We start from the raw sequence: 19861 nt of genomic DNA, 5'->3' as shown, positions 1-19861 counted from the left end.
AAGGAGGGGTAACGATGTTGGCTGACAGCTATCGTGTTCTGGATAAGCTTCGCTTGCCCAATGGCCTGTATCTGGCCAGTCTTTCGTCGGATTACCGCTACATCTGGATACGGGACTGCGTCTACATGTCCTTGCCCTATCTGGACCATTCGGGGGGACTCTATGAGCAGACCTATTACCGGCTGTTCGATCTGTTCCTCGAATACGAATGGAAGCTGGATATTTTGTGCCGGCATAAGCCAACCTGGGAATGGGAATATCTGCATGCCCGCTATTCCGGTGACGTCCGCGAGATTCACGACCAAAACTGGGGCCATGTGCAGCATGACATGATCGGGGCGTTCCTGTTTGGAGTAGGGGAGGGGCTCGCGAGAGGCAAGGCAATGCTCCGCGGCGAGGCAGACCGGCGAATCCTCCAGAAGCTGGTCACCTACCTGGCGAACGTGGAATACTGGCACGACCCGGATAACGGCATGTGGGAGGAATGGCGGGAGGTCCACGCTTCTTCGGTGGGTGCCTGCGCCGCCGGGCTGCGAGCGGTGAGGACGTACGTCCATGTTCCCGACGGCCTGATCGACAACGGTCTCGCCGCGCTGCTTCGCCTCTATCCGCGCGAAAGCGCCGACAAACCCGCCGATCTCGCCCAGCTGTCGTTAGTGTACCCCTATCGGGTGCTGACCGGTCTTCCCGGAGAACGAATCGTTGAGCAGATCGAGCGGCGGCTCCTCCGGGAGCGAGGCGTCATCCGCTACGAGGGGGACAGCTATTACAGTACGCTGGAGCGGGAGCACGGCAGAGGTAAACCGCTTTCGTTCTACTACGGCACCGAGGCGGAGTGGACCTTTGGGCTGCCCTGGCTGGCGCTGTGTCACTTCGAGCTTGGGCGCCGCGAGGAAGCGCAAGCGTACGTAAAGCGGACGGAGGAGCTTATGGTGGAGCCCGGCGTATTGCCCGAGCTGTACTACAGCGGGCGGGCTGAGCCGAACCCGAATACGCCGCTCGGCTGGAGCAGCGCCATGTACATTCTGGCGAAGGAAGCGGTGTGCGGGATCCGCTATAGGCAGCCGGAGGCGGATGCAGGTTAGTAGGGGGGGCGGCGCGGAGCCGCCTCCCTTCGCGTTTGACCAGGGCAGGTTCTTTTGAAGATAATCCGACGAGGCTAATCGTCGGGTTTTTTTGGCTGCCCAGATAAATAACGGGGGGCATATTTGGCGGCGAGGCGCGGATGCTATAGCAAGGACTACTTTATCTGAATCCGTTCTGCGAACATAAGGAGGGGTAGGAATGAACAAGCAAACGCGCCGTCCCCGGACGCTGCTGCAGGCGGCAACCGTCTCGGCGCTCACGGTCTGCCTGCTTGCCGGCTGCGGCACGCAGCAGCAGGGAGCGGCGGGAGGCAAGAGCGGGATGCGTTCCACGTCGCTCCCCGGAGGCGGGACCACAGGTGGCGGCGGAGGCGGCGGGACAGGCGGAGCGGGGGGGCGCAGCTACGGCCTTGATACGCTCGGCACGCACCGCAATACGCGAATGGAGTGGAGTCCGTACCTGGCCCGCAAGCTCGAGGAGGTGCCCGGCGTCCAGAAGGCCAAGGCACTTGTGACCGACAGCAACGTCTACGTAGCCGTCAAGTTGTCGGATGAGGTTACCCGGACCGATCAGACGCCGCCCGGCATGTCCGTCGGCTTATCGGACAAGCGCATCGACCGGCCGGCGCCGACCAGCGTGCCGAACATCCGATCGGGCATCGTGGGCAATTCGTACGACGTGCATAACGGAGGCATGCAGTCTTACAATCACGACGACGATCTGTCGGACATGCCCCGGGCGTACAAGCTCCATCTGGTCGAAAAGGTGCATTCGCTGAGCAGTCCGGCGCTGCAGCATGTCTATGTGTCGGGGAAAGAAGAATTCATGAAGCAGATGGACCGCCTGGAGACCCGAATGGCCGAGGCGGAGGCTAGAAGCCGGGCAAAAGGTGCTTCCGAGCCCGCAGGACAGCCCGAGGGCAGCCCGCAGCAACAGCCGCCGGGCCCCGTTCGGGAGAAGGGTATCCCGAACCGCGAGGGTGTGGGCATACCGCGCAAGACGAACGATACCGGAACGGCGGGCGGCAGCGTCGAAGGCCAGCCGGCGCCCCATTCCGGCGAAAGCCAGCTGCGCGATGCAGGCCTGAAGGATGCGACTCGTCCCGGCTCGCTCCCTTCAGGCTCGGCAAGCCAGCCCGGCGACGGAGGTGTGGGAAGCGGCAAGACCGGTCCGACGCTGCATTCGAACTGGGGCTCGGCTTCGGGTCCCGGAGGCCCCACGATGGCGGACCTCGTGAACGACTTCAACCTGCTTGCCCAAAAAGTGTTTCCAACGACGGACGGCACCGGCTCGTATGGCGGCAGCACAAGCAGCAGCCAGCTCGCGAATCCGCGCGGCAGCTCCACCGATATGATGCGCAGCCGCCGCGACGGCATCCGTCAGCGGTAAAAGTAAGAAAAACGGAGCAAATCACTTTCCCAAGGACGGGTCCACCAGGGCCCGTTCTTTTTTTGCGGTCTGACGAGTGGGGAAGGGATCGGATCCTCACCGTGAACCTTCCGGCGCGTTGGTGTACGGGGTCGCCTGATCGTGGCAGCTTGGAAATGGCAACCTGAACTATAGGCAACCCGGACAATCGTTTACTTGGTTAATAATCAATCCCGACAATGGTCTCTCGCTGTTCCGCCTGCCGCATTCCTCTTCAAATTGCTGTCCCCTCCGGCCTGCGGATTGTGTTAAGATATCCATTATTCGCCAGATGGGCGGCGTCCGCCGTCTTGTCCGAAACCGGATGAAGAAGGGAACCGAACAGATGAACTCAGGAAAACGCCAGGTGGTCCTTATTTCGCTCATTACGGCCGCGTGCCTGCTGGGAGACTCCATGCTGTACATCGTCCTTCCCCTGCACTATTCGGAAGTAGGCTTGCAATCATTGTGGGAGGTCGGGGTGTTATTGTCGGTCAACCGGTTCGTCCGGCTGCCGCTTGCGCCGCTGGTCGGCTGGTTTTACAAAACGTTCCGCGCCCGGACCGGCATCACCATCGCCGTGCTGCTGGCGGCCGTTACGACGTTCTGCTACGGGCTCGATTACGGCTTTCCTTTTCTCCTGGCCGCCCGCTGCCTGTGGGGAGTGGCCTGGACGCTGCTGCGGCTGGGCGCCTTCTACTTGATTATCGATCTGTCTGACGCAGGCAATCGGGGCTACCTGATGGGAACGTACAACGGGCTGTACCGCCTCGGCAGTCTCGGCGGCATGCTGGCGGGCGGGCTGCTTGCCGACGCCTACGGTCTGCCCTTCGTCGCCACCGTATTCGCTGCAGTCAGTCTGGTGGCATTGCCCGCCGCCTGGCTCTCCGTCTCCGAGGCGTTGGGGGAGTCGGCCGGACGGGAGGGTGCACCTGCCGCCCGGGCATTGACGATGCGATGGAACGCGACCTGGCTGAAGGCGCTTGGGACCGGCCTGCTGATCGCCATGGTGTACCAGGGCATCTTCACGGCGACGCTCAGTCACCTAACCGAGGAGGCGGCCGGAACAATCCCGATCGCGGGCTTCGTGCTTGGCTCCGCCGCGCTCGCCGGCATTCTTCAGGCGATCCGCTGGGGCTGGGAGCCGCTCCTTGCTCCCTGGGTCGGCAAGCAGTCCGACGGACGATGGGGAAGGGACCGGCTGCTGGGCGTCAGCCTACTGGCGGGGGCGCTCCTCTATGCGGCGCTTCCGCTCCCGATGCCTCTAGCCGTCTGGCTAGCCGTCGTGCTCGGCGTGCAGCTGACGGCCACGGTGCTGACGACCGTCGCCGATACGGTCGCCACCGATTTGGCCGCGGCCGACGGCAAATCCGTCATGACGACGTACAGCCTGGCGACCGACCTGGGAGCGGCTCTCGGCCCGTTCCTCGGGTACACGGTGATCGAAGGCTTCAGCACCGGTACACTCTACCTGGGGACGGCTGCTGTTCTGCTGGTCATGGCGGTGCTGTGGTCGCCATTGGCCCGGGGCCGGCGGGTCCACTATAGGCAGGAGCAGACACCCTGACAAGCAAAAGAGGAGCAGACGGATCAACCGTCTGCTCCTCTACTTGTTTGGAAAACACTGCGAATGATTACTTATAGGTCCCTTAACGGGGTTAAGGGAGTCGGGGCCCCCGTAAAGTAATCGGACTAAGCAGCGGAGCATCCTCTTCACTTTCTGGGGATTACTTATATACTGTAGGTGCCGATGTCCAGACTGTCCATAATCTGCTGCCGCAGGTCGACGAACGCCTGGCTATTGCGGGCGCGCGGCCGGGGCATGTCGGCCGTCAGCTTTTGGATGATCCGTCCCGGCCGGGGGCTCATCACGTAAATCGAGTCGGCCAGATAGACCGCTTCGTCGATGTCGTGCGTGATGAGCACCATCGTCTTGCCGGTGCCGCGCCACAGCTTGATCAACTCGTTCTGCATCTGCAGGCGCGTTATCGCGTCCAGCGCGCCGTACGGCTCGTCGAGCAGCAGCACCTCAGGATCGACAACGAGCGCGCGGGCGATGGCGACGCGCTGCCGCATGCCGCCGGAGAGCTGATGCGGATAGTAGCGCTGGAAGCCGTCGAGGCCGACTTTGTCCAGCACGGCGTTCACCCGCGCGCGCTTCTCCTTCTTGTCGACGCCGGCCAGCTCGAGGCCGAAGCCGACATTGGCCTCGACCGTACGCCACGGATAGAGCGCGTGCTCCTGAAAGATCATGACGCGCTGCGGGTCCGGGCCGGCGATCGGCTTGCCGTCCGCCAGCACTTCGCCGGTCGTGGCGGTCTCCAGCCCGGCGAACATGCGCAGCGCCGTGCTCTTGCCGCAGCCGGAATGGCCGACGATGACGGCGAATTCGCCTTTTTCCACCTTCAGATTGATGTCCGAGAGCACCTGAAGGGATCCGAACGACTTGTTCACCTGTTTAAGCTCTAGACTCTGCATGTTATTGATCCCCTCCCGATACGTAACGCCAGTGGAGCAGACGGCGCTTGAGCTTCTCGAGCAGGACGAGATCGATGACGGCCGCGATCGTGCCGATCACGATGATGCTGAGGAGAACGCCCTGCATATCCGCGATCTCCGACCGGTAGCTCAGGTAGCGGCCGAGACCGACGCTGGCGCCGCCGACCATCTCGGCGGAGATGAGGGAACGCCAGGCGTTGCCGAACGAAACCTGAGCGCCGGTAACGAAGGCGGGAAGCGACTCGGGTGCGAACACCTTCGTCAGCAGCTGGCCGCGGCTCGCGCCGAGCGTTCTTGCCACCTCGAGATGGGTCCGGTTGACGCCCTCGGTGCCGTTCAGCACGGACAGCGCCATCGGGAAGAAGCTGGCGATCGTGATAATCGTAATGACGGTCAAATCCCCGAAGCCGAGCAGGATCATGAAGAACGGAACCCACGTGATCGGCGGGATCGACTGCAGGATCGAGATCAGGCTGCGCAGGTAGACCGCGAACGTCTTGGAGACGCCGCCGAGCAGACCGAGCAGGGCTCCGAGCAGGCAGGCGAGCGGGTAGCCGAGCGCCAGCCGGTAGAGGCTCTTGAAGAAGCCTGTGGTGAATTCTTCATTGGTAAAGATACGGGCAAGCCGGGGCATCACGTCGACGACCCCGGGAAGCAGGAACGGCTTGCCGATTGCCGTAGCTGCGAGCTGCCAGATGGCGAGCAGGCTGCCGACGGCGGCCAGATACGGCCATGTTTTCGCCCAAAGGCGCGGCCGGCGCCTCACAGCGCCGGCCTTGTTGTTCGTTGGCTGAGGGGCGGGTGCAGGGCTTGCTGGCTGAGTCATCTCGCAATCGCCTCCCGCTTAAGGCTTGAGCTTCTGCTGCCAGCTCAGATCAAGGACGTCTTCCACCTTGACTGGCTTGGACAGAGAGCCCTGAGCCTGCATAATATCCGCGATCTCCTGCATCCGTTTTATCTGATCGGGTGTCACTTCCCATGTGAACACCTGCGAATCGATGGACTCCTTAATGATGCTCGTCGAGGTGACTTTGCCGCTCGGCGTATCGAGCGAGTCGCCTTCGATGAAACGCTTGGTGATGAGCTCTGCAGCTTTCTGTGAATCCTTCTGCAGCATCTCGATCGCCTGCTTCTGGGCGTCCAGCATCCGGTTCACGAGTTCGCGGTCCCGCTTCAGCACATCGCCCGAGGTGATGACGACCATGCACGGGAACGGCCACGATTTGCCGATTTCATAAATCTGCTTCGCGCCGAACTGCTTCTGCGCGATTTTATCGAACGGCTCGAACACGAATGCGGCGTCGACCTGGTTCGCCTGCAGCGCCTGGATGGCGTTGGCCGGCTCGACGTATTTCATGTCGAGATCCTTGTTCGACAGGTTCGCATTCTTCAGAATGACGCCGTTCAGCACGACGTCGGCGGTGCTGCCGGGCTTCTGCGAAGCGAGCTTCTTGCCCTTCAGGTCTTCGACGGACTTGATGGAGCTGTCCTTGTTGACGAGGATGCTGTGAAAGCCGAGCTGCGCGCCGCCGACGACCTTCACGTCCGCGCCCTGGGATGCCCAGGTGAGCGCGTTGGTGAAGCCGAGCACGCCGGCGTCGACCTGTCCGCCGACAATCGCCTTGACGAGGTCGGTGCCGCTCGAGAACAGCTTGAGGTCTACATCGAGTCCCGCTTGTTTATAGAGGCCGGCATCGTACGCCAGAATCGCTTGTGCGTCATCCATGACGTTCAAATAGCCGATCGTAATCTTCTTCGCTTCCTTGACCGCTCCGGGAGAGGCCGAGGAGCCGGTGGCGCTGGGAGACGCCGAGCCTGACAGCACCCCTCCGGGCTGTTCGTTGCTGCAGGCCGAAGCCGTAACAGCGAGCAGGAGCGCCATGCCTGCGACTGCCGTGCGTATCCATCCGCGTTGATTCATGGTTAATCGTATCCCCCAATTCGTCCGGTTGACCGGTCCGAGTAGCTAACCGAATCAATACCAAGTAATCTTATAGGGTTATTATAGGGACGTAGACCTAGATCGTCAAGGCTTTTTCACAGTAAAAACGTCGGATTAAGCAGAATGGGCTCGTCCGCGATATCCCGGCAGCCGGCAGGGAACATTTGGGGACGGCCGGGGATTCCGATATAATGAAGGGATCCTAGAACAGAAATGGAGCAGGAAAGCATGGAACAAATCAAGCAACTGATCGGGGAGCTGGTGGCCGCCGGAAGCCTCCGCCAGGCGACCCTCAGCAACCCGAGGCATAAGGACCCCGGGCAAGCCTCCAAGGTGACCGTCCGGCCGGTGCTGCTGAAGGAGCGGCAGGTGTACCAGTTCGCCTACCAGGTCGGTCCCAAAGTGCTGCACGACAATCTCGAACCGGCGGAGGCGGCAGAGAAGCTGGGAAGCCTGCTGGCCGGCACGTTCAAGCAGGGGCTGCTGCAGGCCGAAGGGACCGACTACCAGGTTCTGGTGAACAAGAAAGGGAAGGCAACCGTGCTCAAGAAGGAGGGACGCGCGTCGAAGGGAGGAACGGCCGTCCAGTCGCACAACCGGAAAAAGAACTACCTACTGGAGGAAGGGACGCCGGTTCCGTTTCTCGTGGAGCTGGGGGTCATGACGCCAGAGGGCAAGGTCGTCGCCGCCAAGTACGATAAGTTCCGGCAGATCAACCGGTTCCTGGAGCTGATCGACGATGTAGTTGCGCATCTGCCCAAAGACCGTCCGGTGCGGGTCATCGACTTCGGCTGCGGCAAGTCTTATCTGACCTTCGCGCTGCACCATCTGCTTCAAGGCCGGCTTCCTTATCCGCCCCGGATCGAGGGGCTGGACCTGAAGGAGGATGTCATCGCCCACTGCTCGCTACTTGCGGAGAAGCTAGGCTGCGAGGGGCTCCGGTTCCAGGTCGGAGACATCGGCCGCTACGAAGAGACGGACGCCGTCGACCTCGTCGTCACGCTCCATGCGTGCGACACGGCTACCGACGCCGCGCTCGAGAAAGCCGTGCGCTGGGGGGCGAAGGTCATTCTGTCCGTGCCGTGCTGCCAGCATGAGCTGTTCGCCCAGGTGAGCAGCGAGGCGCTGGCGCCTCTGCTCCGCCACGGCATTCTGAAGGAGCGGTTCGCCTCTCTCGCCACCGATGCCGCCCGGGCGCAGCTGCTGGAGCTGTCGGGCTACCGGACGCAGCTGGTGGAGTTCATCGATCTGGAGCATACGCCCAAAAATCTGCTCATCCGCGCCGTTTATCAGGGGCTGCCCGACGATTCGCAGCGGAGCCGGCTGGAAGACGACTACCGCTCTTACCGTGACGCGCTCCACATCCGGCCTTATCTGGAGCGGGCCCTCGCAGACCGGCTACCAGCCGGATGGACGGGGCCGGAGGAATCCCGCTAACCGCACAGCGAGAAGAAGGAGCCCGTGTTAGACAACAGCGCCCCGGCCTGCCGTTCCATTCGGAACGTTAGGCCGGGGCGCTGTTTTGCTTGCCTAAATCCGCTAGATGACGCCTTCGTCATGCGCCTTGCGGGACGCCTGCATCCGGTCGCGCACCTCCATCTTGGAGTAGATGCTGGAGATATAGTTTTTGACGGTGCCCTCGGAGAGAAACAGCTTCTCGGCGATTTCCCGGTTGCTGAGCCCGTCCGACAGGCAGTGGAGCACTTCCAGCTCCCGCTCGCTCAGCCCGTAGGGCGGCGATTTCGGAGGCTCGTAGGGTTTGGCCGGCGGCAGTCCGTCGGAGGAGGCTCCCGTCTCGCCGGTCTCGCCGCCTCCCCGGATCTGGGTAATCAAGAGCCGGGCGATGTCCTGGGGGATGAGCGTGCCGCCCCCATGCACCCATTTGATGCCTGCGGCGAGATCCTTCGGGTGGATGGCCTTGAGCAGATACCCCTCCGCGCCGGCGGTCAGCGCGTCGACGACGTACGAGACCTCCTGGAACGTCGTCAGGATGATGATCCGGACTTGGGGGAACCGGCTCTTGATCTGCTTGGTCGCCTCGACGCCGTCCATCTCGGGCATGTGGACGTCCATCAGAATGACGTCGGGCTGCAGCTTTTCGCACTGCTCGACAGCCACCCGGCCGTTCTCGGCCAGCCCGCAGACTTCGATGTCGGGGTCCATGTCGAGCACGATGTGCAAACTTTCGCGAATCAAATCCTGATCGTCGACCAGGAGGAGCTTGAGCGGATTCATGGCTTGGCATCTCCTTTCAATGCTTGGAAGGGCGGTTCCCCGTCCTTAAGCGTACCCGGGACCGGTACGGTGCAGACGACCGTCGTTCCGGCTCCCGGCTCCGACTGCGCATGCAGCTGGCCACCGAGCGCCGCCAGCCGTTCCTTCATGGACGCGAGGCCGAAGCCGCTTCTCAGCTCGTCCGTGCCGATCCCGTCGTCTTGGACGAGCAGCCGGACGACCGAGGGGAGGAATTCGAGCTGAATGCGGACCGCGTTCGCCTGGCCGTGGCGCTTGGCGTTCGTCAGCGATTCCTGCAGGCAGCGGATGAAGGTCAGCTTGACGGGGTTCGGCAGCTCTTCCTCTACGCCGTACTGGTCGATCCGCACCTCAGTCCCCGTGTGCAGCTCGAATTCGCCTGCGAGCCTGGCCACCTGGCGCGAGAGGGGAAGCTTGCCGTCCTCCGGCGCGATCTGGTGGATGCTTTTGCGCACTTCCTCGAGCCCCCGCCGGGTGACGTTGCGCAGCACCTCCAGCTTCTCTCTCGCCTTCTCGGGCGAGTTCTCCATCAGGATGGCGACCGCGTCCATGCCCATGATGACCGAGGTGAACGTGTGGCCCACCGTATCGTGCAGCTCCTTGGCGAGCCGGTTGCGCTCCTCCGTCACCGTCAGATTCTCGACCTGCCGGGCGTACTGCTCTAGCGCTCCGTTCTGCTGGCGGATCAGCTCATACTGCCTGACGTTCTCCTCGAGCAGCCGCTTCGTCTTCTGGTGGGATTGGTGGACCCGCCGGATGCCGTAACCAAGGCCGAAGAAGATGGCGCTGACAAGAATCAGCTGCGTCGTCGTGTTGATCTTGAACGCTTCCTCGGCATCGACGAACGTATAGGAGAGCAGGGGAACGCCAAGCAGAAACACCGGGAGCGTCCACCAAAGCGTGGAGCGGTGGGATAGAAACCCGACAACCACCAGCGGGAACAGCAGTAGGTTGAACGGCTCGCCGGACCGCCAGGTCAGATACAGCTGGGCGCCTCCGATCGTCACCAGAATGATGACCGGGAACCAGCCGAGATGGACATAGCCCGGGCGCCAGACAGCGAGCGGCAGCAGGTTGCACAGCGCGATATAGGCGAAGATGTAGGGCAGGGACAGGCTCGCGCCGGACATGGGCGGCCAAACCATGTAGCTGATGAGCCCAAGCCAGATCCAAGAGGTGAAGACGCCGAACAGCGACCAGTCGATCCAGTGCCATTGTCGTTTTTGCAGCAGCATGACGGCACCCATTTCTCTCATCGATTTTCCCTCATTGTACCGGAAAAGAGGGGGGCGGAGTAGTGAAATCGGTCATATGGAGATGTGACTTTGCCCCATCGGCAAGACAGGGCAAACAAAAACAGCGGAGTCCTAGTCGGACTCCACTGCCATAAGCTCTTGCTTGGAGGAAATGTAGAGGGCCAGCATGGTAAGGAAGAAGCCTAGACTGCAAATCCGGGCGATCCCCTGGTAGGAATAGCTGATGGAAAATCCGACGACCAGGAACACGAGAGCCAGGACGACCAAAAGCGTCGTGCGCCGGGTATAGACGCGGAGCGGCTTTTTGGCCCGGAGCCATCCCCCGCCGGGCGCTCCGCCGGAACGCTGTCCGGAGGAGCCGCCTTGGCCGTAAGGCGCGGCTCCGGGGCCGCCTGCGCCAAATTTCTCGTTCCCGCCACCTTCTAGCCCGCTTCGGTCGGGGCCGGCATCGGGCGCACCCGCGCCCCGGTTCTCCGACGCGAGGACGCCGGGCTCGCCGCTGTAAGAGCCGGCGTCGGCCCCCCCACTGGCATGGATCTCCTCAGCAGGCCGGCCTCCTGCCGCCGAGGAGGCCGTTTCCGACACGCCCCCGGCTCCGCCGGCGGTTTGCTGGCTGCTTCCCTCGCCGCCGCCTCCGCCGCTCTGTCCCAGCCCGCCCTGCTTGTCGGGATCGTTCCCGGTTTTTGTCGCATATGCCTCCGGCGGGAGCGCCCGCTGCCCTTTTTTCTGCCGGACGGCCGCCAGCAGCAAGACGAGCAGGTAATAGAGGGGATGCAGCAGGAGGACAAAGAGCGGAAAGCTGTAATCGGTAAACCGATAGCCCTCCGCGTTGTTGCGGAACGCAAAGTACACCGTGGGGATGATCAGCCATCCGGCCGCCTTGCTGTACAGGCGGTAATCCTTCTTCTGGGTGAAGCTGGCGATGCCGATGAGTATGGCGATGAACGACAACGCTGTATTCAGAATGAAGGCGGGGAAGAATATAGCGAATTCGAACAACTCCACCCGGTCCAGAAAGTCGGTAATATGGACTTGGGCAACGGCCTGATAGGTTGGATAGTTCTGAATCGAGACCAGCTTGCTGCCGAAGACGGCGATGCTGGTCATCATAACATACATCAGCACGACCGCCGACTGGATGAATCCGTGGCGGATCGCCGTCTTCAGCTGAAGCTGATTGGCCACCGTATGCAGGAAGAAGCCGGCGACGAGAAAATCGCCGAGGTAGCTCGCTCCGGCGGGAATGGTGAAGAAGAGATCACCGAGAGGGGCGCTGAAGAACGGCTCGAGCAGCCGGATCGAAATCTCGTTGGCGAGCAGGAACGGAACAGTGATGAGAAGGAGAAGCAAAAGCGGGAGAAGCAGCTCGTTCACCCGCGCCGTCACCTCAATGCCGGCCTGTCCGTAATAGATGAGCACGATTACGAAGAGGAAGAGAAGGATTTCCTCGGGTGTCCGGGGCAAGAGGGTCGTCTTCAGCAAAAAGGTGAAATAGCGGACATCCCGCGTCAGAATGAACCAGATGTTCAGCAGAAGAACCAGATTCAGCACGCTGCCGAACAATCGGCCCGCCAGCTGCAAATTGATGTCGAACAGGTTTTTGCCGGGAAACCGGCGGGCCAGGTAGAAGAACAGACTGCAGATTAGCAGACCGTAGATGATCGGGAAGATCTGGAACAGCCAGGCGTCGCTCCCCGCCACCCGTGTCAGCAGCTGGGGAACGGTGAGCATGGCCGTCGTAATGATGTAGGTCGTCAGCAGCCAGGCCAGCTGGCGGGGGCTAATCAGTTGTTTCTGCATAGTAAACCCCTCCCAGAATCGCTTCCCCGATCGGCCCAAGTAACAAGTTCAGCAAATGCGTAGGCATGTACAGACGAATGTTGAACACCATGCAGAGGAGAAAGACGGCCGTGACCCCGTACAGGATGCCCATCACGCCGCGCGAGACGGTGCGGCTCTTCATTCTCTTCCAGTCACGCAGCAGCAGCAGGACGAATCCCAGGCTGTATAATGTGACGAAGACTCCGTTCATGGCCGTTCACCTCCTACTAATATTTTCGGTCGTCAGGCCCGTCTGCACGATATCGGCTCTCACGTTCACCGTATAAGCGGCTTCGCGTAGCAGCTGGTCCCAGCTGCCTCTGGCCTGCTCCCACTGCTTGGGGTTATGGCGCTTCAGCTGCAGGCCGAAGCCGGGAAAATCCGCGCCGTGTTTGCGGACCGGCTCCAGCGCCTGTAGAATCTGCCGCTTGACCGCATCGGCGGTCTTGTTCTGCAGCATGGACAGCGTACTCGTCTCCGACACCGAAAGTGAGGACAGGTTCTCCCCGACGGCTCCCTTCACGACGGAGTTGATCGTGACGGACAGCCGCCCGTCGGCACCTCTCTCGACATGGGTCGTGGTGGACCCGCGCAGCATGTTGATGGCGAATTGTCCTTCTTCGGTCGAGATCGAGATGAAATACTGGCCGTTCAACCGATCCTCCTTGAGCCATCCGACCCCTTTGGCGCTCTCTCCCTCCAGCAGATCGACCATTTTGAAGCCTTTGAAGATCGCGTAGCCGCTCATCTGGATTTCGCTGTAGGCGTCCTGCTGGCTTTTCTTCTTCACCTCGGCCAGACACGGGATGATCGGATCGGTTCCCGTCTGCATTAGCGCCTGCGCCACATCCTTCAGGTTAATCGTCGCCACACTGTACGTTTTGACCATCTCCCGCGCCGCCTCCGCGGAGAACCGCTCGAGCTGTGGTTCGGCCCGCAGCACGGAATCGGCGCTGCCCTTGGTGACGATCAGGTACGCGGACAGCCGGTTCTCGGGGCTGCGGGCGATGACGTCCATCACATCGCGCAGGCCGACCTGGCGGGCCATATCCTCACCGATCATGAGCACGCGCCGGTGGTTCAGGATGAGGCGGCGCGACATGCGAGACTGCAGCTTGTCGAGAGAGATGTTAATCGTAGGGCCGGTGTCCGAATCGATAAAGAACGGCTTGTCCCCGCCGCTCCCTCCGCCGCCGCCCTTGCCGCCGCCCAGCTTGCCGGCAAGTGGAACACCGATCGAGACGCGGTACTGGCCGTTCGGCTCATAATCGATGGCCGAGGCAAGAACAAAGGCCGTGTCGTTCACCTCACGCCGGTCCCAGCATCCGGCGGTTAGGAGAAGCAGAGGAATGGCTAGCAGGACGCCCGCCCGTTTTGCGATCCGTGTCGGTTTGATGCTCATTGCTAGGACCCTCCTTCCTCCTGGCCGCCGTTCGGATCGGAATTTTCCGGATGCTCGATCCGTTTGCCCTTCTGGCCGTTCTGCTCCATGATCTCTCTCGGCAGCCGGTTCCCCATCTTCACCGCATCCTGGGTGTACGTGTAAGAGGGGCGGGTCTGAATGTCCCAGAGCGGCGGACGAAAGAAGACGTGCTTGGCGTCCTTCCACTTCATGGGAGTCATCGGTGCGAGGAACGGAACGCCGAACGAGCGCAGGCCGGCCATATGCCCGATGATAATCATTAATCCCGCAAGAATGCCGTAGAGGCCGAACATCGAGCCGATCAGAATGAGCGGGAAGCGCAGCATGCGCACCGCTATCGCGCCGTTGAAATGCGGAATGGCGAACGAGGCGATGCCCGTCATCGAAACGACGATCACGATCGGAGCGGAGACAATGCCCGCCTCGACGGCGGCAGATCCGATGACGAGAGCGCCCAGAATTCCGACCGCGGAGCCGACTGCCTTGGGGAGCCGGATGCCGGCCTCCCGGAGCGCCTCGAACACGACCTCCATGAGCAGCGTCTCGATAACCGCGGGGAACGGAATTTGCTCCCGCGCTCCCGCGATGCTTAGCAGCAGGCTGGTCGGGATCATCTCCTGATGGAACGTCGTCACCGCCACATAGACGGCGGGAGTCAGCAAGGAAGCGAACAGAAGCAAATACCGGAGCCAGCGAAGCAAGGTGCCGATCTGGAACCGCTCGTTGAAGTCCTCGGACGCTTGCATGAAGTTGATGAAGACCGTAGGGACGAGCAGCACGAAAGGCGTTCCGTCGATCATGATGGCGAGCCGCCCGGTCATGACGGCCTGCGCCACCACCTCCGGCCGTTCCGTGTACTGAATCTGGGGAAACGGGGAGTAGGCGCTGTCCTGAATAAATTCCTCGAGGTAGCCGGACTCCAGAATCGAATCGATGTGGATGCGGCTGATCCGCTCCTCCGCCTCCTGGATGAGAGCCGGATTCGTAATGCCCTCCATGTAGCAGAGCACGACGTTCGTGTTGCTGTGAAGGCCGACGACCATCGGCTTCATCTTAAGCCGGGGCGACTTGATCTTGCGGCGGATCAGCGACGTATTCGTCCGAAGATTCTCAATGAAGCCCTCCCGCGGCCCACGGATGACCGACTCGGTTTCCGGCTCGCTGACCGAGCGTGTATTGGGGCCGCGGATGCCCATCAGAATCGCCTGGTCGTTGCCCTCGACGAGCACCCCGGTGTCTCCGCCGAGAATACCGAGCAGGAACGGGCCGTATTCCTTCGTCATGGACGTCTGGGTAACGGGAAGCGTCCGGTCAACGATTCTCTGGACATCCACCTCTCCGCCTTCGAGAATCATCAGACATTTCATCGCCTGCTCGACGTCGTCCGTCTTGGCGAGGCCGTCAACGAAGATGGCGGCGGCGGGTATTCCCTTTTCGATATCGAACGACCGGATGACGACATCCGAGCAGTCCCTGAACATCTCCCGGATGACCTCCAGGTTGCGTTCGAGCGACCGGTCGATCGGTTCGTTGTCGAGGTCCTTGAGGAATTCGTAATCGATAGCCGGCGGGCGGTCTTTTTTAGGCTTGCGTTTTTTTGGGTACACTGGGAACACCACCCTTATCGGTAAGATTCGGAGCGCCCGCCGTCCGGAGGCCCGGCGCGCGCCTGGACCCGCCGCGTGGGCCTCACTCATGAGCCGAAAGCGAAGGATCAAGGAGGTGAGCTTCGGTTGAACGGGTGTCTGCTTCTCCTGGTGCTGGTTGTCCTGCAAGGCTTGACCGTCATCCTTCTTGAATTCCGGTATCCTTCCAAAACCGTGGCATGGCTGCTGGTTTTGTTTATTTTCCCCATCCTTGGGTTCATTATGTATGTCCTGCTCGGACGACGTTTCGCCCACGGCCTGCAGAGACGCCGCCGGCAGAAGGCGGAGAAAGCCTACGAGGAGAGCGGGGGGACCGGAGAATCGGTAGACGCGGCCGGAAGCGGCCGGCCGGAGGGCGATCCCCGGCTGCTGCGCCTGCTCGCCAGACTCCCGGGCAGCCGGGCGGTGCCCGGCAACGACGTGCGCATCCTGACGAATGCAGAGGAGACGTACGGCGCCATTCTGGAGGCGATGGAGCAGGCCCGCGACCATATTCATCTCGAATACTACACCGTCCGGGATGACGGGATCGGCCGGGTGTTTCTCTCGCTGCTTGAGCGTAAAGCGAGGGAGGGAGTTCGCGTCCGCCTCCTCTACGACGGCATCGGCAGCCACACGCTGAGCCGTTCCTCTCTTGCCAAGCTCAGCGAGGCCGGGGCGGAGATCGGCTGTTTTTTGCCGCCACTGCTCGCCTTCGTGGACAGCCGGATCAATTACCGCAACCATCGCAAGCTCGTGGTGGTCGACGGGCGTATCGGCTTCCTCGGCGGCATCAATATCGGGGACGAGTATTTGGGCAAGGATCCGAAGCTTGGCTTTTGGCGGGACACTCACATGCAGCTGCGGGGACATGCGGTCCGTGAGCTCCAGAGGACGTTCCTGATCGACTGGGCATTCGTCCGCCGGGAACCGCTGACCGGAGGCGGCTTCTTCCCGGAGCCGGATAGAGCCGGCTCCCAGTGGGTCCAGATGATCACGAGCGGGCCGGACGGCCGTTGGGACCCGATTCTCGAGGCGGTGGTCGCCGCCATCCATACGGCCCGCCGCCGCGTGCTGATCGCCACGCCGTACTTCAGCGCGGACAACGGGCTTCTGATGGCGCTCAAGCTGGCGGCGCTGAGTGGAGTGGAGGTCACCGTACTTCTGCCGGGCAGACCGGATTCGCGCATTGTCTACTGTGCCACGCTGTCCTATCTCAAGGAGCTGCTGCAGGCGGGCGTCCGGTTCTACCGGTACCAAAAAGGGTTTCTGCACGCCAAGGTAATGGTTGTCGACGACAGCTTCGCCTCCGTCGGCACGGCCAACATGGACATGCGGAGCTTCTATACCAACTTTGAGATGAACGCGGTCATTTTTGACCGGGGGACGGTCGACCGGCTGATGAAGGATTTTGAGGACGATTTGGAGAACAGCGAAGAAATCGAGCGCGAGGTCTTCCTTGCCCGCCCCCGCTGGCAGCGGGGCAAGGAGCTGCTGTGCCGGCTGATCTCCCCGCTTCTCTAGCGGGGGACGGCCGGTTTTTTTTTGCGCGAGGTGGTTTGGACGGCAACCGGACGGACGGCGATCGTCGGGTGATGGATGAGACGGCGAGGCCGAACAGACGGCGGATCGCTGATCGGAACGAACGGCGATCCGCCGGCGATGGATGAGACGGCGAGGACGAATAGACGGCGGAGGCAGGCAAGGCCGGGCGGCGAGAAGGGGCGTCAGCGGATAATGCGGAGAACGTGGTCAAGCGACTGGGGCGGGCATTGCTCGATCAAGTCGCCGACCTGCCGCAGCCGCTCCCCTATCGTGAATTGGTTGAACTGATGGATCTGAACGCCGGCCGCTACCTCCTCCCAGCGGAGTGGAGTCGAGACGGTAGCCTCCTTGCGGGCTCGTGTCGTATAGGGAGCGGACAGCGTTTTGCCGGTCCAGTGCTGGAGATAATCGACGTAGATGAGATCGCCGCGGTTTTTTTTAAGCCGCTCGATCGTGAACAGGTCAGGATATTTTTGCACCAGATACCGGCCGAGGAACTCTCCGATCGACCGCAGCTCGGCGAACGAATACCCCGGCACGATCGGCACGATAATCTGCACGCCCGAGGCGCCCGACGTCTTGGGCACGGACCGGATTTTCATCACATCGAGCACCTCCCCGATCAGGCGGACCGCCTCCATGATGCGCGGCTCCTCGTCCCGCGACGGGTCGATATCGATTACCCATTCGGCGGGCGCCTCGGTGCCGATGAGGTGGAAGGACGAGTGAAACTCGAGGCAGGCCAGGTTGCCGAGCCAGACGAGCGTCGCGACCGAGTCCAGGTTGACGTAGCGGATGCCCTGGTAGACGGCGGTGCGGACGAAAGGAGGGATCGGCTCGGGCGCATTCTTCTGGTAGAACGATTTGTCGTGGATGCCGTGCGGGTACCGGATCGTCGTCAGGTAGCGGTTGGCGCAGTAGCGGAGCAGGTAGGGCGAGAGGGTGAGCAGGTTCTGCAAATACATCAGCTTCGTGATTCCGGCCTCCGGCCACAGAGGTTTCTCGGGATTGGTTACCGTCAGCTCGTGCCCGTCAATTTCGACGGTTCCTTTGGCAGCCTGCTTCATGGGCGGGTCCCCTTTCCGAACGACAAAATTTTGGGATGGCGAAGGACGCCCGCCTCGGTCAGCTCCAGGCCGGTGACGGTGCAGGAGAAGGGGGTGTCCAACCAGACGATCCGGTCCTGCTTGAGATCGGCCGGCAGAACGGAGAATGGAGACGACCCGCGAATGCCGGTGTCGGTCGCGTAATCCAGGATGAGGGCCTTTCGCTCCTCGTTCAGACCGAGCGACACCTTGCCGAGGAACTGTCCGTTCTCCGTCATGACGAGACTGGCCAGCCGGCCCTCCCGGATCGTGATGCCGACGATCTCGACCTCGAGGCGGACCTCGGTTTTCTTCTTGAACCAATCCTTATGCTTCTTGCCCTCGCGGTAAGGGGCCGTGAGCCGCTTGGCTACCACGCCTTCCCAGCCGCGTTCCTCCACCCACTTCCATAGTGCCTCCCCGTCTTCAAATTGCTCGGTCACCATGAGGGGGCCTTCGGGAGCGGGAAACCGCTCCGTCAGCAACCGATGCCGCTCGGAGTAGGGGAGAGGCGCAAGGTCGCGGCCTCCGGCATGGAGCAGATCGAACAGGACGTACTGAACGGGGAGACTGGAGGTGGCCCGGGCGATGCCGGACGGCAGCTTGAGCCGCTCCCGCTGGAGCACCTTCTGAAAGACGGGGCGCTGCTTGACGGGATCGAAGACGATCGCTTCGCCGTCCAGCACGAGCCGTTCGGGATGCTTGGCGGACCATGCCGCCAGCGCCTTGGCCAGCTCGGGGTACACCGTCAGCTTGGGGAGCATCCGTTTCGAATACAGGCTCACTTCCCCGCTGTCGAGAAGAGCGATGATGCGGACACCGTCCCATTTGAGCTGGTACACCCAGTCCCCGCCGTCCGGCAGCTCGTCCGTCAGCAGAGGGGACATGGGAGTGAAGGGAGGCAGCATGTCAGGAGACCGTCTCCTTCACCTTGCCGCGGCCCCGGCCCTTGCCGGCCGTCTTGCCTCCCTTGCCTTCGGCCTTCGGCTTGACCGCGTCGAGGCTGGCCTGGAGCGCGGACATGAGGTCGATGACGTTGGTGCGCTGCACCTCGGGCGCCGCCTTGACCTCCTTGCCGGCGATTTTCTGCTCGATCGCCTCCATGAGCGCCGCGCGGTATTCGTCGGTATATTTCTCGGGCTCGAACGGTCCCGACAGCTGGTCGATCAGCATTTTGGCCATCGTCAGCTCCTTGTCGTTTACCTGGACGTTCTCCGGCAGGTTCGGCACCTGCTTGACCGAGCGAATCTCATCGGGATAAAATATCGTCTCCATCGCGATGCAGCCGTCAACGATCCGAATCGCGGCGAGCGTGCTCTTGGACCGGAGCGTGACGGTGGCGATGCCGATCTTGCCGGTCTGGCGGAGCGATTCGAGCAGCAGGTTGTACGCATTGGAGCCGGTATCGCCAGGCGACAGGTAATAGGTTTTTTGAAAGTAGATCGGGTCGATGTCGGTCAGATCGACGAAATCGAGAATTTTGATTTCTTTGGTCGCTTCCGTATTGAGGCGCTCCAGCTCTTCCTTCTCGAAGATGACGTAATGGCCTGGCTCGTATTCGTAGCCCTTTGCGATTTCTTCCCACGGCACCTCGCGCTCGCAATTGTTGCACTTCTTGACATAGGACAGCGAAGAGCCGCACTCCTTGTGGATGTATTTCATATGAATGTCTTTTTCCTCGGTGGCGGCGAACATTTTGATCGGGACGTTGACGAGTCCGAAGCTTATGGCGCCTTTCCAGAGCGTATGCATGAACAGAGACCTCCCCTAGTTTCGTTTCTCTTCCCAGTATGGTCATTTCCACCCGTTTCTATGAATGGATAGGCTCGATTGTTGTCCACAATAGGACGGAACCGGACGACGGCACCGTATGCCGCGGGAGGCAGGGCGCGTGGTCCTGCTCGGGAGCGGGAAGCCAA

17 protein-coding genes are annotated in these 19861 nt (G+C 61.7%); 5 read left to right on the top strand and 12 right to left on the bottom strand.

The window, feature by feature from the left end; translation table 11 throughout:
- Positions 1-14 precede the first annotated feature (14 nt).
- From KJS47_RS15970 to KJS47_RS15960, 3 genes are all read left to right on the top strand, one after another.
- Complete coding sequence (locus tag KJS47_RS15970) at positions 15-1085, top strand: glycoside hydrolase family 15 protein (protein WP_213526064.1); 1071 nt, start codon at positions 15-17, stop codon at positions 1083-1085.
- A gap of 199 nt (positions 1086-1284) precedes the next feature.
- Complete coding sequence (locus tag KJS47_RS15965) at positions 1285-2475, top strand: YhcN/YlaJ family sporulation lipoprotein (protein WP_213526063.1); 1191 nt, start codon at positions 1285-1287, stop codon at positions 2473-2475.
- A 364-nt stretch (positions 2476-2839) separates the two neighbouring features.
- Positions 2840-4060 (top strand): MFS transporter, encoded by a 1221-nt coding sequence (locus tag KJS47_RS15960; protein ID WP_213526062.1) that lies wholly within the window; start codon positions 2840-2842, stop codon positions 4058-4060.
- A 164-nt stretch (positions 4061-4224) separates the two neighbouring features.
- Here KJS47_RS15960 and KJS47_RS15955 read toward each other — a convergent pair whose 3' ends face one another.
- Genes KJS47_RS15955 through KJS47_RS15945 form a run of 3 tightly spaced genes read right to left on the bottom strand, consistent with a single transcriptional unit; the run spans position 4225 to position 6913 of the window.
- Entirely contained in the window at positions 4225-4971 is a 747-nt protein-coding gene (locus KJS47_RS15955; RefSeq protein ID WP_213526061.1) for an ABC transporter ATP-binding protein, read from the bottom strand.
- Position 4972: 1 nt separating this feature from the next.
- A complete protein-coding gene (locus KJS47_RS15950) occupies positions 4973-5818 on the bottom strand; it encodes an ABC transporter permease (protein WP_213526060.1) in 846 nt (281 codons plus the stop codon).
- Positions 5819-5836: 18 nt separating this feature from the next.
- Complete coding sequence (locus KJS47_RS15945; RefSeq protein ID WP_213526059.1) at positions 5837-6913, bottom strand: ABC transporter substrate-binding protein; 1077 nt, start codon at positions 6911-6913, stop codon at positions 5837-5839.
- A gap of 249 nt (positions 6914-7162) precedes the next feature.
- On the opposite strand from KJS47_RS15945, the gene KJS47_RS15940 reads away from it, so the two are divergent.
- On the top strand, positions 7163-8371 hold the full coding sequence (locus KJS47_RS15940; protein ID WP_213526058.1) for a class I SAM-dependent methyltransferase: 1209 nt from the start codon (positions 7163-7165) through the stop codon (positions 8369-8371).
- Positions 8372-8473: 102 nt separating this feature from the next.
- Here the strand turns inward: KJS47_RS15940 and KJS47_RS15935 are convergent, their stop codons facing one another.
- From KJS47_RS15935 to KJS47_RS15910, 6 genes are all read right to left on the bottom strand, one after another.
- On the bottom strand, positions 8474-9169 hold the full coding sequence (locus KJS47_RS15935; RefSeq protein WP_213526057.1) for a response regulator transcription factor: 696 nt from the start codon (positions 9167-9169) through the stop codon (positions 8474-8476).
- Entirely contained in the window at positions 9166-10443 is a 1278-nt protein-coding gene (locus KJS47_RS15930; RefSeq protein ID WP_213526056.1) for a sensor histidine kinase, read from the bottom strand. Before KJS47_RS15930 ends, KJS47_RS15935 begins: the two co-directional genes overlap by 4 nt.
- Before the next feature lie 111 nt (positions 10444-10554).
- The gene (locus KJS47_RS15925) at positions 10555-12243 is read right to left on the bottom strand and encodes a GerAB/ArcD/ProY family transporter (protein WP_213526055.1); all 1689 of its coding nucleotides are present in this window, start codon (positions 12241-12243) and stop codon (positions 10555-10557) included.
- Entirely contained in the window at positions 12224-12475 is a 252-nt protein-coding gene (locus tag KJS47_RS15920) for a hypothetical protein (RefSeq protein ID WP_213526054.1), read from the bottom strand. Before KJS47_RS15920 ends, KJS47_RS15925 begins: the two co-directional genes overlap by 20 nt.
- Before the next feature lie 6 nt (positions 12476-12481).
- The gene (locus KJS47_RS15915; RefSeq protein WP_213526053.1) at positions 12482-13666 is read right to left on the bottom strand and encodes a Ger(x)C family spore germination protein; all 1185 of its coding nucleotides are present in this window, start codon (positions 13664-13666) and stop codon (positions 12482-12484) included.
- Between the two features lie 2 nt (positions 13667-13668).
- Entirely contained in the window at positions 13669-15294 is a 1626-nt protein-coding gene (locus tag KJS47_RS15910) for a spore germination protein (RefSeq protein ID WP_249716436.1), read from the bottom strand.
- A gap of 126 nt (positions 15295-15420) precedes the next feature.
- On the opposite strand from KJS47_RS15910, the gene cls reads away from it, so the two are divergent.
- The gene (gene cls / locus KJS47_RS15905; protein WP_213526052.1) at positions 15421-16836 is read left to right on the top strand and encodes a cardiolipin synthase; all 1416 of its coding nucleotides are present in this window, start codon (positions 15421-15423) and stop codon (positions 16834-16836) included.
- 203 nt (positions 16837-17039) lie between these two features.
- On the opposite strand, the gene ligD is transcribed toward cls, so the two are convergent.
- Genes ligD through ku form a run of 3 tightly spaced genes read right to left on the bottom strand, consistent with a single transcriptional unit; the run spans position 17040 to position 19694 of the window.
- On the bottom strand, positions 17040-17924 hold the full coding sequence (gene ligD, locus KJS47_RS15900; RefSeq protein ID WP_213526051.1) for a non-homologous end-joining DNA ligase: 885 nt from the start codon (positions 17922-17924) through the stop codon (positions 17040-17042).
- Positions 17921-18850 (bottom strand): ATP-dependent DNA ligase, encoded by a 930-nt coding sequence (locus KJS47_RS15895; RefSeq protein WP_213526050.1) that lies wholly within the window; start codon positions 18848-18850, stop codon positions 17921-17923. Before KJS47_RS15895 ends, ligD begins: the two co-directional genes overlap by 4 nt.
- A gap of 1 nt (position 18851) precedes the next feature.
- The gene (gene ku / locus KJS47_RS15890) at positions 18852-19694 is read right to left on the bottom strand and encodes a non-homologous end joining protein Ku (protein WP_213526049.1); all 843 of its coding nucleotides are present in this window, start codon (positions 19692-19694) and stop codon (positions 18852-18854) included.
- Positions 19695-19861 lie beyond the last annotated feature (167 nt).

The organism is Paenibacillus sp. J31TS4 (genome assembly GCF_018403265.1).
GTDB lineage: Bacteria > Bacillota > Bacilli > Paenibacillales > NBRC-103111 > J31TS4.
Note: the sequence above shows the minus strand (reverse complement) of the source record. Positions and strands in the feature narration are given on the sequence as shown.